This window comes from Niallia sp. M35, from assembly GCF_050971705.1.
Taxonomy (GTDB): Bacteria; Bacillota; Bacilli; order Bacillales; family Cytobacillaceae; genus Niallia; species Niallia circulans_A.
In genome coordinates, this window is the sequence record NZ_JBPCEP010000005.1 from 110,772 (window position 1) to 125,176 (window position 14,405).

General features: G+C 35.9%; 15 protein-coding genes. 2 read left to right on the top strand and 13 right to left on the bottom strand.

Features of this window, described 5'->3' with window-relative positions; genetic code table 11:
* Positions 1–110 precede the first annotated feature (110 nt).
* Positions 111–416: a post-transcriptional regulator gene (locus NiCM35_RS08085; RefSeq protein WP_095331645.1), complete on the bottom strand. Its 306-nt coding sequence runs from the start codon at positions 414–416 to the stop codon at positions 111–113.
* 257 nt (positions 417–673) lie between these two features.
* Here NiCM35_RS08085 and spoVB point away from each other — a divergent pair, with 257 nt between their 5' ends.
* Positions 674–2,218 carry a stage V sporulation protein B gene (gene spoVB / locus NiCM35_RS08090; RefSeq protein WP_123258040.1) on the top strand — a complete coding sequence of 515 codons (1,545 nt, stop codon included), beginning with the start codon at positions 674–676 and terminating at the stop codon, positions 2,216–2,218.
* Between the two features lie 84 nt (positions 2,219–2,302).
* Here the strand turns inward: spoVB and NiCM35_RS08095 are convergent, their stop codons facing one another.
* Positions 2,303–2,944, bottom strand: a complete 642-nt coding sequence (locus NiCM35_RS08095) for a DUF421 domain-containing protein (RefSeq protein WP_095331641.1) — start codon at positions 2,942–2,944, stop codon at positions 2,303–2,305.
* A 228-nt stretch (positions 2,945–3,172) separates the two neighbouring features.
* Between NiCM35_RS08095 and NiCM35_RS08100 the strand changes: the two genes are divergently transcribed.
* Positions 3,173–3,523 carry a TIGR04086 family membrane protein gene (locus NiCM35_RS08100; RefSeq protein ID WP_328824417.1) on the top strand — a complete coding sequence of 117 codons (351 nt, stop codon included), beginning with the start codon at positions 3,173–3,175 and terminating at the stop codon, positions 3,521–3,523.
* A 64-nt stretch (positions 3,524–3,587) separates the two neighbouring features.
* Here the strand turns inward: NiCM35_RS08100 and yajC are convergent, their stop codons facing one another.
* The 11 genes from yajC to safA form a co-directional block, all read right to left on the bottom strand.
* A complete protein-coding gene (yajC, locus tag NiCM35_RS08105) occupies positions 3,588–3,890 on the bottom strand; it encodes a preprotein translocase subunit YajC (RefSeq protein ID WP_095331637.1) in 303 nt (100 codons plus the stop codon).
* A gap of 29 nt (positions 3,891–3,919) precedes the next feature.
* Positions 3,920–5,059, bottom strand: a complete 1,140-nt coding sequence (gene tgt, locus NiCM35_RS08110; RefSeq protein ID WP_095331635.1) for a tRNA guanosine(34) transglycosylase Tgt — start codon at positions 5,057–5,059, stop codon at positions 3,920–3,922.
* A gap of 169 nt (positions 5,060–5,228) precedes the next feature.
* Positions 5,229–6,257: a tRNA preQ1(34) S-adenosylmethionine ribosyltransferase-isomerase QueA gene (gene queA / locus NiCM35_RS08115; RefSeq protein WP_095331633.1), complete on the bottom strand. Its 1,029-nt coding sequence runs from the start codon at positions 6,255–6,257 to the stop codon at positions 5,229–5,231.
* Positions 6,258–6,292: 35 nt separating this feature from the next.
* A complete protein-coding gene (locus tag NiCM35_RS08120) occupies positions 6,293–6,499 on the bottom strand; it encodes a DUF2905 domain-containing protein (protein WP_095331631.1) in 207 nt (68 codons plus the stop codon).
* Positions 6,500–6,550: 51 nt separating this feature from the next.
* A complete protein-coding gene (gene ruvB / locus NiCM35_RS08125) occupies positions 6,551–7,546 on the bottom strand; it encodes a Holliday junction branch migration DNA helicase RuvB (protein ID WP_095331629.1) in 996 nt (331 codons plus the stop codon).
* Between the two features lie 59 nt (positions 7,547–7,605).
* Positions 7,606–8,217: a Holliday junction branch migration protein RuvA gene (gene ruvA, locus NiCM35_RS08130; protein ID WP_095331627.1), complete on the bottom strand. Its 612-nt coding sequence runs from the start codon at positions 8,215–8,217 to the stop codon at positions 7,606–7,608.
* A 205-nt stretch (positions 8,218–8,422) separates the two neighbouring features.
* Positions 8,423–8,953 carry an intercompartmental signaling factor BofC gene (locus NiCM35_RS08135; RefSeq protein ID WP_095331625.1) on the bottom strand — a complete coding sequence of 177 codons (531 nt, stop codon included), beginning with the start codon at positions 8,951–8,953 and terminating at the stop codon, positions 8,423–8,425.
* Positions 8,954–9,187: 234 nt separating this feature from the next.
* Positions 9,188–10,108: an NAD-dependent epimerase/dehydratase family protein gene (locus tag NiCM35_RS08140; protein ID WP_164464125.1), complete on the bottom strand. Its 921-nt coding sequence runs from the start codon at positions 10,106–10,108 to the stop codon at positions 9,188–9,190.
* Positions 10,109–10,393: 285 nt separating this feature from the next.
* Positions 10,394–11,071, bottom strand: coding sequence for a YhcN/YlaJ family sporulation lipoprotein (locus NiCM35_RS08145; protein ID WP_095331621.1), 678 nt, complete (start codon positions 11,069–11,071; stop codon positions 10,394–10,396).
* Between the two features lie 109 nt (positions 11,072–11,180).
* Complete coding sequence (locus tag NiCM35_RS08150; protein WP_164463669.1) at positions 11,181–12,161, bottom strand: phosphotransferase; 981 nt, start codon at positions 12,159–12,161, stop codon at positions 11,181–11,183.
* Positions 12,151–14,247 (bottom strand): SafA/ExsA family spore coat assembly protein, encoded by a 2,097-nt coding sequence (gene safA, locus NiCM35_RS08155; RefSeq protein WP_433779171.1) that lies wholly within the window; start codon positions 14,245–14,247, stop codon positions 12,151–12,153. Before safA ends, NiCM35_RS08150 begins: the two co-directional genes overlap by 11 nt.
* Positions 14,248–14,405: the final 158 nt, after the last annotated feature.

Here is a 14,405-nt window from a genome sequence, read left to right on the forward strand (position 1 = left end):
AAGTTATTCTAATTGTCACATAAAGTTAACGACTTGGCTTTTAATACCACCATCCCAGACCATCATCAATTAAAAAACTACCAGAAGAAGTTTTGATTAATAAAACTCCATTATTTCAATAATTCTTTTTTCTCTTCTTCTGATAAGACAGAGAAAAGATCTGCCGTTTTATATGCCTCGATAGTGGCAAAGTTCATATAATCTGCCACCTTAACATTCAGTATATCTTGTACTAGCTCCGAAATTCTAATTTCTTGAGCGGGCTTTCTCCATTTTTTATTCGTTAAAAATACCCATAGCTCGTCTTCCTTAATAGTCTCATAGCCTAGTAAGTGAAACTCTTCTATCTTGCTATTTAATACAGGCTTAACTTGTGAACGATATTGGTCATATATGTGTGTTGATGTTGACGACATTCCTATTCACTCCATTACAGTCATTTTATGTTTCCTTTTAAACATGAGCTATCTGCTTTTACTTCTATACCTCCATAATGCTAAGCAAACCAATTTACATAGAAAAAATATGATTCCATTTTCATCCTAACAATAAAATATCGTCTCTTCCTTACAACAAACGTACTTTTATAAAAAACCTTGTCATGCTTTGTCCACTCTGTTGCATATAGATAATTGTATAGTATTATTCGCTATTTGAGAAGGCAGGGAATAGAATGTCTAAGTTTTTAAAGGGAACAATGATTTTACTTATAGCAGGATTTATTACTAGAGTCCTCGGATTTATAAATCGAATTGTTATTGCACGATTTATCGGAGATGATGGGGTTGGACTCTACATGATGGTTTATCCGACAATGATATTAGTTGTGACCATCACTCAGCTTGGACTGCCTGTAGCTATCTCTAAGAATGTTGCCGAAGCAGAAGCTGCAGGGAATTTACGAAAAGTCAAGAGCATCTTAATCATTTCATTAAGTACAACATTAGGTCTAACAGTAATCTTCACTCCAGCTTTATTTCTTTTAGCACCTTATCTTTCCCAAACACTATTTACAGATGAAAGAACTCTTTTGCCACTTCTTGCGATTACACCAATTATCCCAATAATCGCTGTTTCATCTGTTTTAAGAGGGTATTTTCAAGGTAGACAAAATATGAAGCCAGCTGCAATTTCTCAAGTGATTGAACAAATCGTTCGGATTGCGTTAATTGCGACTTTAACAAAAGCTTTTCTACCTCTTGGAGTCGAATATGCTGCTGCAGGGGCAATGTTAGCTTCTGTTCTGGGAGAACTTGCGTCTTTATTCTATTTACTGGCATCATTTAAATGGAAAAAGAAATTTCACTTACGGAAAAAATTCTTCCAATATGTACATAATGGAAAAAATACTTTCCAAGAATTAATGACAATAGCTTTACCAACAACGGGGAGTCGTATGATTGGTAGCATTGCCTGGTTTATTGAACCTATTGTTGTAGCCCATAGTTTATCATTAGCTGGTCTTTCTGCTATCAATGCAACAAAACAATATGGAGTATTAACTGGATTCGCACTCCCACTCTTAATGCTGCCATCCTTCTTCACTCAATCATTATCAACATCTCTTGTGCCTGCTATTAGTGAAGCAAAGGCTAATAATCAACTAAAGCTAATCGAACATTTATTACAGCAAGCACTTAAATTCACCTTTATGACAGGTGGACTTGCCATTGTAGTGCTGTATGTTTTGGCTGAGCCTTTAATGACCATTATGTACGGAAGCACAAGAGGCACTTCCTTTATTCAGCTTATGGCACCGTTCTTTATTCTTAATTATTACCAAGGCCCACTCCAGGCTACTTTGCAAGCCTTAAATTTTGCTAGAGCAGCAATGATTAACAGCTTTATCGGCGCAGCCGTTAAAACAGCGTTAATTTTTATTCTTGCAAGTCGACCAGAGTTTGGAATTTTCGGCGTAGCTATTGCTCTAATTGTTGGATTTGTTTTAGTAACGATCCTTCATTTTGCTACAATATTAAAAACAATCAGTTTCTCGATTATTGTGAAAGATTATGTAAAAATGCTGCTTGTTATCATGCTAACTGCCTATCTTGGCTCTCTTTTAGTCAAATCAATAACATTCCCTTCCATTCTGATACAAATCATTAGTATTACTAGTTTAATCTGTATCTTTTATATCGTATTGCTTTTCCTTTTCCGTTTAATGAACAAAAGAGATTTAGCAAAAATCCCTTGGATTGGTCCATTTTTTTCTTAAAACTACTTAAACTGTAGCAACCAATGAGCATTCCGCTTCTCACTGGTTGCTTTTTTACTGAAAGATTTCATTGTTGTTCTTTCTTTAATGATCAATCAAATCAATATAAAATTCACCTTCTTGATAACTGCAAAAGGAGATATTTTTTATATTAACATATCCTCTATCTTTCAATTGCTGTCTTAACCATAGATTAGTTTTTCCTATTCTATCTAGGTTGCTCTCTTGAATAATTCCATCCATAATTAATGGGATGGTAATAGATGACTTATTTTCTTCCTTTTCAAATACAGAAAGTTTACCTGATGTTTCTAGTATGGCAAACTCTACATCTGCAATATTTCGGATATTTTTTTCTCTCAGCTGAATTAATAAGTCATCATAATTATAGCGCTGACTTCTCATGGCTTTTTCGTCAATCTTGCCATTTTTAATAATCAATGTTGGTTCTCCCTCAATAAAATCACGCATTTTTTTGCTTTTTAAGGAAAAGAACGCAAGAAGCACTTGGATGGCTAGAAGGATAAACATTGGAAATAGTGTTGGTAAAATCGGATCCTTATAATCTTCTATAGCAACAACAGCAATTTCTGCGATCATAATGAATACAACAAGATCTAGTATGCTTAATTCCCCTATTTCCCTTTTTCCCATCATTCGAAAAATAAGAACGATTAAGAAATAGATTAAAATCGTTCTAAACAAAATGATCAAATACTGGTCCATATTATCTCCTCCGATCAAATATGTTCTCTTTTAATCTGCTCTATAAGATAAAAATAATACGGGAAAGCAGCATTATAACGATGAGAGAAAAATGTATTTTTAAATATTTTTTAATTCTATTTTCTTCCTTCCTGAATATGCTTGTACTAGAGAACTTTTATAGAAAACTTTAGATGTTTTGGAAAGGAGAGGTTTACAATAGAAGAGAGTAAACATGTTGGCAGTTCCATTTTATACGGTCTAATTGCCATTTTCATTATGTTAATAGCAAGTAGTTTGTTCTTTTCCCTTTTATTAAGATTTACATCTATTCAAGAATCATCCCTGCAACATATTATTACAGCCGTATCCTTTATAACTTTATTTGCAGGTGGTTTTATTTCTGGCGGGAAAGGAAAAGAAAGAGGTTGGTTTCTTGGGGGACTTACTGGGTTCATCTATTCCATCATCATTTTTTTATTTTCCTTTTTAGGCTCAGACCAACTATTTACGATAGAACAAACCATTTATCATGTATGTTATACCCTTATTTGTATGATGGGAGGGATATTAGGGGTAAATCTTTCCAAAAATAACTAACCAAAAATACTTCAAATAAAATATAAAAGTGCAGTCTTATTTTTTAAGACTGCACTTTTTTTACTTATTGTTCTGTTTTTTCTAATGTTGGACTAGCTACTGCAGCAGAGGATTCTACGACTTCACGAATTGCATTACGATCAAATGTCAGGCGTGAACCATCTTTTGCTTTTAACACAACCGTTCCTTCATCAATTGCATCGATTGTAGCATGCATGCCGCCAATCGTGACAATCTTGTCCCCTTTTTTTAAGCTACTCTGCATATCACGCACAGCTCTTTGACGCTTTTGCTGTGGACGGATAAGCAAGAAATAGAATAGTACAAACATTAAAATAAACGGTAGTAAACCAGCTAAATTTCCCATCTATATTTCCCCTCCTTTCAAATTCTCTATTAAAAGTTTTTAGCGTTCGGCTTATTAAATCCATAACGTTCGAAAAACTCTTCTTTAAAATCTCCTAAACGGTCGTTTCTGATTGCGTCTCGGACATTCTCCATTAAGTTTAACAGAAAATATAGATTATGGTAAGATGTAAGCCTTATTCCGAATGTTTCGTCACATCGAATAAGGTGACGAATATATGCCCGGCTATAATTTTTACAAGTATAGCAATCACAATCTGGATCCAAAGGTCCAAAATCTCTAGCATATTTAGCGTTTTTCACAACAAGACGGCCTTCACTTGTCATCACCGTACCATTTCTTGCTATTCTAGTTGGTAACACACAATCAAACATATCAATCCCACGAATCGCACCATCGATTAATGAATCTGGTGAACCTACTCCCATTAAATAACGCGGTTTATTATCCGGCATTAATGGTGTTGTAAATTCGAGGACACGATTCATCACATCCTTAGGTTCTCCAACTGATAATCCACCGACTGCATAGCCAGGTAAATCCAAAGAAACTAAGTCTCTTGCACTTTGTTTGCGAAGTTCTTCGTATTCTCCACCCTGAATAATACCAAATAACCCTTGATCCTCTGGACGATTATGTGCCTTTAGGCAGCGTTCTGCCCAACGTGAAGTACGTTCCACTGATTTCTTCATATAATCATATTCTGCTGGGTATGGCGGACACTCGTCAAATGCCATCATAATATCTGACCCTAATGCATTTTGGATTTCCATTGCTTTTTCTGGAGAAAGGAATAATTTATCCCCATTTAAGTGGTTACGAAAATGTACACCTTCTTCCTCAATTTTGCGGAAATCACTTAAACTAAAAACTTGAAATCCGCCAGAGTCCGTTAATATCGCTTTATCCCAATTCATGAATTTATGAAGCCCGCCCGCTTCTTTTACAATGTCATGACCTGGTCTTAGCCATAAATGATACGTATTACTTAAAATGATATTTGCTCCCATCGTTTTTAAATCTTCTGGAGCCATTGTTTTTACTGTTGCTAACGTTCCAACTGGCATAAAAGCCGGCGTTTCAAAAGATCCATGAGGTGTATGCACAATCCCCAATCTGGCGCCTGTTTGCTTACAAGTTTTTATGAATTCATAACGTATTGCTGTCAAATTATTTTCTCCTTCATATAAAGTGAATCTTCCTCGAGATTCATAATTCACTTCCATTTTTAATGAAAAATATCTATTAACAAAAAAGCAATAGAATCAACTATATTATTCTAATGAATATTACTACGAAACTCAAGCAATTGATAAACCCTATCATGTGGATCTATTACTATTGTATAAACATTGCATCGCCAAAACTAAAGAAACGATATCTTTCTTTGACTGCTGTTTCATAAGCATGAAGTACATTCTCTCTTCCTGCCAGTGCACTTACTAGCATAATTAACGTCGATTTAGGCAAATGGAAATTCGTAATCATGCCATCAATTCCTTTAAATTCATATCCAGGGTAAATAAAGATACTTGTCCAGCCACTGCTTTCTACAAATTCACCATTATTCGCAGCAGCAATTGTTTCAAGTGTTCTAGTTGAGGTTGTTCCTACAGAAATTATTCGTCCGCCCTGACCTCTTACTTTATTTAATAAAGCAGCTGTTTCCTTGTTAAGCTGATAAAACTCAGCATGCATTTCATGCTTATCTACATCTTCGACGTTTACAGGCCGGAAAGTGCCTAGACCGACATGCAGAGTAATAAAGGCAATATGTACACCTTTCTTTTTCAGCGCATCTAACAATTCTGTCGTAAAATGGAGCCCTGCTGTTGGAGCTGCTGCAGATCCCCTTTCCTTCGCGTAAACAGTTTGATAACGATCCTGATCGTCTAGTTTTTCTTTAATATAAGGAGGCAGCGGCATCTCGCCGAGTTGATCCAAGATTTCATAAAAAATGCCCTCATATTGAAAATCAAGAATACGACCACCGTGTTCCAACTCTTTTACACAAACCGCTTTTAGTGTTCCATCTCCAAAGGAAATTACGGTACCTTCTTTAACTCTTTTGGCCGGCTTAACAAGTGTTTCCCACATGTCATCTTTTTGCTGCTTCAGCAATAATACTTCAATATGTGCTCCAGTATCTTCTTTCTCGCCATGTAATCTTGCTGGCAATACCCTTGTATCATTTAATACTAAACAATCTCCAGGATTAATATACTCGTATATATCTTTAAATTTGCGATGTTCTAAATCGCCAGTTTCTTTATTAACGATCATGAGTCTGCTGCTTGTACGATCCTCTAATGGAGTTTGCGCAATTAATTCTTCTGGTAAATGAAAATCAAATAAATCTACTTTCATGTCTATCCACCTATTCTCTTTTATACAATCATTTTTTAGCGAAATTTCCCGATAAAATAAAAAACTAAAGATAAAATAATACTAATCACAATACAAGTTGTAATCGGAAAATAAAAAGTTGAATGCTCTTTTTTTATCAAAATGTCACCTGGAAGTTTTCCAATCGGGACTAACTGCATTACTAATCCAATAAGAAATACAATCACACCAATAGTCATTATATACTTAGGAATGTCATTCATTGTTTTCGTCCTTCATTTCGCATATTCTTTTTTATTATTTAGATGTTTCCCTCAATCCAATTTTATATTTAAATGTTCATAAACAAGATGGGTGACACTTCTTCCTCTAGGAGTTCGCTGCAAGAAACCAATCTGCAGCAAATATGGTTCATAGACATCTTCAATCGTATGTGCTTCTTCTCCAATTGTAGCAGCAATGGTTTCTAATCCTACAGGTCCACCTTTAAATTTATAAATCATTCCTAGTAATAATTTATGGTCAATATGATCTAACCCTAAACGGTCTACTTGCAAAAGTTCAAGGGAATGATCTGCCAATTCTTTCGTTATCATTCCATCACCCTTTACTTGTGCAAAATCCCGCACTCTTCGTAAAAGGCGATTCGCAATTCGAGGTGTTCCTCTTGAACGTCTAGCAATTTCCCATGCGGCAAGGTCCTCTATTCCAATTTGAAGTACATCTGCTGTTCGGGAAACAATATCTTTGAGTTGATCTACCTCATAATATTCCAATCTAGATAGAACCCCAAAACGATCTCTTAACGGTGCAGAAACGGAACCAGCTCTGGTTGTCGCACCCACAAGCGTGAATGGAGGTAAATCTAGCCGGACTGACCGAGCGCTAGGACCTTTGCCTATTACAATGTCTAAACAGTAATCTTCCATTGCAGGATATAAGACTTCTTCAATAGCTCGCGGCAAGCGATGTATTTCATCAATAAACAACACATCACCTGGTTCTAAGGCAGTTAAAATTGCTGCTAAATCACCTGGTCTTTCGATTGCTGGACCAGCAGTTGTTCGAATATTAACTCCCATTTCATTAGCAATAATCGTAGCAAGTGTGGTTTTCCCTAATCCAGGTGGGCCATATAACAATACGTGATCGAGAGCTTCTTCTCTATATTTAGCCGCTTCAATAAACACTTTTAAATTTTCTTTTACTTTATCTTGCCCAATATATTCCTGTAATTGAATGGGTCGAAGACTTTTTTCAAATGATAAATCTTGATTATCTGCTTCACTTGAAATAATTCGATCATCCATAGCATTCACTCCTTTCTTCTAGATAGTCGTTTATCCAAAATTAATTCGTTGAACCACACTTATCTTTTTAAAAGAAGCTTTAATGCCAGTTTGATATAACCATCTGTTGTTAACTGTTCCTTCTTTAAATGTGGGATAATTTTTTTGACTTCTTTCTCCGAATATCCAAGTGCAGTTAAAGCAAGCATCGCTTCATCCATTGCTGAATCACTTTCTGCTTTCGCTACATGCTTATCTACTGTAAATAGATCCGGAGAGAAATCTGGCATAAACTCTGCTAATTTTCCTTTCAAATCCAAAATCATTTGTCTTGCTGTTTTCTTGCCAACACCAGGGAACTTCACAAGGAATGCTTCATCTTCCGCTTCAATGGCGGATATTACTTGGCTCGGTTCTCCAGATGCAAGTATAGCCAATGCTCCCTTAGGACCAATTCCTGAAACGTTAAGGAGCTTTGTAAATAAAGCTTTTTCATCTTGCGAACGAAAACCGTATAAGCTAATATTATCTTCTCTAACATAATGGTATGTATATACAGTAATCTTACTACCTGAAAAAGCAGAAAACGAAAATGGATTAGGTGTTTTAATCTGATAACCAATCTCATTATTCTCCACTACGATGTATTCTGGTCCAACAAATTCTACATTCCCTTTTATATATTCGTACAAATTAATTTCTCTCCCTTATAAAGAAAACTTCCATAAATAGGGCTCCGTGCCCCTTGAGTGTGGGATAAATCCTAGCCCTTATTTTATCATACTATTTTGTAGAACTGCTATTATAGATGTTTTTCATAATATTCTTACAAAAAAACAAAAAAAGTGAGCAGATTCGACACATTTCATTGTGCTTCCTCTGTTCACTGCCAAATCCTTAATTAGTAGTTTCAATTGTTGTTAAGTTTTTAAAGGTTTCTAGTACTTTAACATAGCGATCTCTTGATTTAATCGGAATCCCTTTTTGTAAATCTTCATGTTGTTTCGATTCCAGTTTCTTCAGATCAATCTGGAAAAAGGACTGAATAATGTTCTCTTCAGCAGGTTTTCCATTATAAATGGTTAATATCCCTTCTTCATTAATACCAAAATAACCATTTGTTTTCAACAATGGTGATATATCATCAACTTCTTGTTTAAAAACAAGCTCCCTGCTTGTCATATCTACCAGCTGCCATTTATCATACTTTGACCAGAAATCTTCCATCGACCATACTGTCTCTTCTATTGTTTCTTCACTCATTTCTCCGTCTAAATAAATCCTTTGCAATACGACTTCCAACTTTTTAGGATTCTCATTTTGAGAGACACCGCTTCCAGTCTTTCCATATACTTGTCCATTAGATAAAAAGACAGTAAGAATACTGACAAGAAGAACAGTTGAAAATAAAAGGAATCTGGTTTTCATTATAACCACCTCTTCACATTACTCACAACAGTAGCTTTATTTCCAAGGAAATAGGGTACTGTCAATCTAAAGCTTGGTTTTAAAACAACCTTACTCTCTATTATTCTCACCATAAAAAATAATTTCATTCCTAATTTATAGCAATCTTATTCCGGAGAATTCTCTCATAACGTATTGTAGTACCTCACTCCAGTTTGCATATTCTTTTCCTATTGAAGAATCCTATTCAATGGTTCATTTTTCTTTTTTGGTGCCTATTTTTATATTATCTATCGCTAAACGAATCCCCTTTAAAAACGGCACTTGTGCCTGCCATCCTAGATGGACTTGTGCCTTCTTTATTGAAATTCTACTTTTCTCTCCTTCTTTCAAACCCTCGTGAGGGAGAGAATCCTCTTTTATCGACGACTGAATAATAGAGACAACTTCTTTCATCGAATATTTTTCCATTGGACAAATATTAAAAATTTCATTCCCGCCTTTATTTAAACTAGAAACAAAGGCTCTAACAGCATCACTAATATATAGGAAATGCTTCTTATGTTCTCCATCTTTAAAACAATTAGACGGGCGATTTTCTAGCACATTTTTGATTGTTGTTTCCACTATATTGTCATTCTGATTATGGAAGGAATATTCTCCATAAAGAATAGGAAATCTTAAAATCGTATAAGAAAGACCATATAATGTATGATAATTTTGTATGTATTTTTCCACTATCTTCTTCGATAATCCTTCAAATAGTACTGGTTGTAAAGTCATATCCTCTGTGATCACTCCTTCCAAGTCCCCATAAACTGCTATGGTAGATGGAAAGATAATTTTTTCTACTTTAGCTTCCACACATGCTTCCAGTACTTCAATCGTACGGCCAATATTCTTCTCTGACTGTTCAAAGGAGTCTTTCATTTTGTTTGATATAATTGGCTCATTCGATAAGTCAATTACACAATCGATTTGATACTTTGCCATTAAACCTGCTAATTCCATCGTGTTTAAGAAAGTGTGTACTTGATGCTGAACTAGAGAGGTAAGGATACTATTATCATTTGCTTGATCAGCTACTATATGATAAATTTGCTTGTTTGAAAGTTCTTGCATTAGAGCATATCTAATTTTATTCTCTTGTCCACCTACGATTAGCACTCTCACCATATATCCCTCCGCCATTTTCGGCTTTTAACTAATTCTGTGATAGTTCTTTATAACGAATGTTTTTTTCATTATAAAGTATACATCTTTTCTTTTATAATTACAACAACTAATTCATTATATAGAACACCTTCTTTTCCTTCTTTCTTTTTTCTGTTAGTATTCATTCTTTTCTTCTTTTATAATTTGGGTGAATCTTGTCTACTTTTTTTAATATGTTCCTAATAAAGAACAAATGTATAAAAACTAACTCCAAGTGGTTTATTCCACTCAAAGTTAGTTTTTATTTTATCTGTTATCTCTTGCAGGATTTAAATCCTGAAAAATATTTTCAATATTATTGTTAATCGTTTGTCGCGGCTGACCATTTCGAATCGAACGATTTATATCTTCTATACTGTTAAATACTCCTCTATCTGTGACGACTGAAATATCTCTTCCATTTAGTAAATCATTTAGTTTGTCTTTTACCTGCGCTTTTGTTTTGGCTATATTCTTTGTGTTTTCAACTTCCAATGCAACTAAAACGTTCTCTCTATAAACAAGCGTCCGTGCATTTTTAACATTATCCATTTTAGTAACCCGATCGGATATTTTTTCAGCTAATTCCGTGTCATAGGATACTCTTTCATCCCGATCATTTGTATTTACGTTATCATGATCATTGTTGCGATTATTTATATTTCTAACGTTTGTTCCGTTTCTATTGTTTACATTTCGAACATTCGATCCATTTCTATTGCCTTCATCCCCAAAAGTATGGTCCATCATTTCTGTAATTGGTCCATCGTTATCTGTATTGCCGACGCCATTGTTTCCTTCATGCTGTTCATTTGAATAGTATCCAATCGGCCTAGTATTATTAAGGCGATTTCGATCAGCAGTCTCATCCTCATTTACACCACAACCTGTCAATCCAAAAGACAGTGTCAACAGAACTGGAGCAACTAGTTTAACTTTACGCATAGTAGAATTCTCCCCTTCATGTAAATCTCGAGCAATATCCTTGCTCTCTTTTATCTTCTACTGTTTGGAAAGAAACATACTGTAAAGTCTAGCCAGTCTTTTTCATGTCTTATGTTCCTACGAGTTGTTGAAGTTTTTGATAAAACTTCTTCCTCCTTTTATATTGATTAGTTGTTAGTAATTGTACTTGATCTAACAAGAAGTCATTATTTACATCTTTATTTCTGATTATTCTATTCCATTCCCTCAAAATATCTGTCGGATATATTAAAGCTGTTAAAAACCATTTATCTTTAAAAAGATCGGCATATACTTGCATTTTTTGTAAATCTTGTAAAGACCATCCTATATCAGGGAGAATGCGATTAGCAAATTGTAAATAGTCAGCAATTCGTGGACCAATACTTATTAAATCAAAATCAATTAAGTATAATTCATTATTCTTAACTCGTAAGAAATTATGATGAGCAACATCCCCATGTATGATTACGTTTGGGGTTGTGTCCAAGTAGTCCATTTGTTTTTTTATTAAACCAAATGAATAATCAGCCCATTCCATTATTTCCTCCGCTATGTCTTTTTTTATATATTGCTCAATAATTAGTAAATTCCCTCGAAATTCTTCTAGCCTTTGTTCAAATTTCTTTATTAAATGAAAAGTTGGCAAGATATACTTATATATTTCTACCAGTCGCTCTGTAACCGAATAATAATGTTCCAATAATTGAAGTGCTTCCCTTCTATTCCGCTTACTATGATAGGAAAAAGTATCTCTATGAGGGGGAAGATATTCAATCAGCCCATACACTTTATTATCGATAATGATTGGCTCATCATCGAAATCATAAAATTGATATGTCTGTGTAAAACCTTCTTGTTTAAGTGCTCTTGTAAAAGCAACTTGAACCTTGAGTTTTTGATAACTATTGTACCCTTTTAAAATTATCCAATATTGCTTCGTTTTTATTAGATATACATCATTTCTAATCCTGTTTAATTCGATAATTTGGATTGGTATTTTTTTTTCTAATAAAGAAAGGAGACGATAAAAAAAAGTATCGTCCCCTCTATGATAAAAATCATAGATCACTGCTTTCATCCTCTTGGTATCTTGGCATTCCAAATGGAGTACCTTGATTCATGCCATATGGATTCATAAATGGCGGCTGCCCAATAGTAGGATTATAAGGCGGTGTGAATACTGGAGCATTCCCTCCCGGTCCATATACAGGTGATGTCACGTCTGTAGAAACTGGCTGCGCCATACTACTACCTTCATATGATGGCGCTTCTTGATCTGCACCATAATTTTCCGTTGTATATGAGATTGGCGTATTTCCAACAGCATCTTGAGGATACGGAGATTGATTTATAGATGGTTGATATCCTATCGGATGTCCTCCCATTTCCATTCCTGAAGTGAATCCTCCCGCCATCGGATAGCCTCCTAATTCTAAGCCAAATCCTTGTGGCACTCCTCTCATATCCATTCCTGGATTAAATCCTCCACCCATTGGGTGTCCTCCCATTTCTGGGCCAAACCCTTGCGGCATTCCTCCCATTCCTGGATTAAAACCTCCACCCATTGGATGTCCTCCCATTTCTGGACCAAATCCTTGTGGCATTCCTCCCATTCCTGGATTAAATCCTCCACCCATTGGATGTCCTCCCATTTCTGGACCAAACCCTTGTGGCATTCCTCCCATTCCTGGATTAAATCCTCCACCCATTGGATGTCCTCCCATTTCTGGGCCAAATCCTTGTGGCATTCCTCCCATTCCTGGATTAAATCCTCCACCCATTGGATGTCCTCCCATTTCTGGGCCAAATCCTTGTGGCATTCCTCCCATTCCTGGGTCGAATCCTCCACCCATTGGATGTCCTCCCATTTGTGGGTCGAATCCTTGTGGCATTCCTCCTATTCCTGGATTAAATCCTCCACCCATTAGATATCCTCCCATTTCTGGGCCAAATCCTTGTGGCATTCCTCCCATTCCTGGGTCGAATCCTCCACCCATTGGATGTCCTCCCATTTGTGGGTCGAATCCTTGTGGCATTCCTCCTTTTCCAGAAGTGGCTCCTTGCATCATTCCATCTACTTGAAAATTGCTTGCTGTAGGGAATGATGGACCACAACCACAATCCTCTTTAACAGGAAGAGTAATAGTCGGATGAACCGCTGTGTGCGTAGGTGCATTTGGTTTATGCGCAACATTTGGTTTTTGAGCTGCACCAGCTACATGGGAAGTAGGTTCATTCTCTATAGGCATCTGACTAAACTGAGCCCATGGTTTTTGACTATTTTCCTGTGGTATCTGATTAACATGGGAAGGCGCCTGATTTATAAAAGCAGAATAGGACGAGGAAGACTCTTCCCAATGGTGTTTTTCTGTAAATTCTACTCCAGGAAATGTTGGATAAACTTGGGATGCAACTTGTTCAACCGGAACTCCTTCAGGAGGGCAAACCCCTGGAGGAAAACCGCTACCTGGCATCATTGGCGATACTTCATAACAATAAGGCTGATAAGGGACAATGGGTGGACATACATCTTTTTGAACTGGTTCTTGATTTGGCAAAACAGGTGCAAGTTGTGTTGGTTCAGGCTTTGTTGGTGCTGGTTTGGCTGGCATTGGTTTTACTGGTGCTGGTTTGGCTGGTGCCGGTTTTACTGGTGCTGGTTTTACTGGTGCTGGTTTTACTGGTGCCGGTTTTACTGGTGTCGGTTTTACCGGTGCCGGTTTTTCTTTCATTTCCACATCAATATCCACATCAACATTAGTCATATTCATGGAATAATAATTCGTTATATCAATTTCGGGAATGATTGGAGCAGGCATTTTTGGTGTAAATGGTTTCTCTTTTGGTATCTCTTTTTTGGGCATTTCCTTTTTTGGCGCTTCTTTTTTTGGTGTTTCTTTTACTGGCATTTCTTTTTTCGGTGCTTCTTTCACAATTGGTTCCATCGTAATCGGCATTTCTTTTTTTGATCCCATTTGAGGAGCTTCTTTCTTTATACTCCCTCCTAAAGTAGGGACTTTAATTTTCATGCCAGGCATAATCATATCAGTATTAGTCAATTGGGAATTTAACGACTTTAACTCTTCGAAATTCACCCCATATTTTTTGGCAATTTCCCAAAGAGTATCCCCTTTCTGAACAATATGGATCTTCACTATAGATTCCCTCCTATGCATATGTCCATATAGTCTATGTTCACACTGCAAAATGGTTATCATTCTATTCAAAAATCTATGCGTTTTTTTTCAAAATATGTGTTCTGGTCGTACAAAGATTGCCCAGATCTTTGTCCTTCTTTTCGCCATTAATTTAT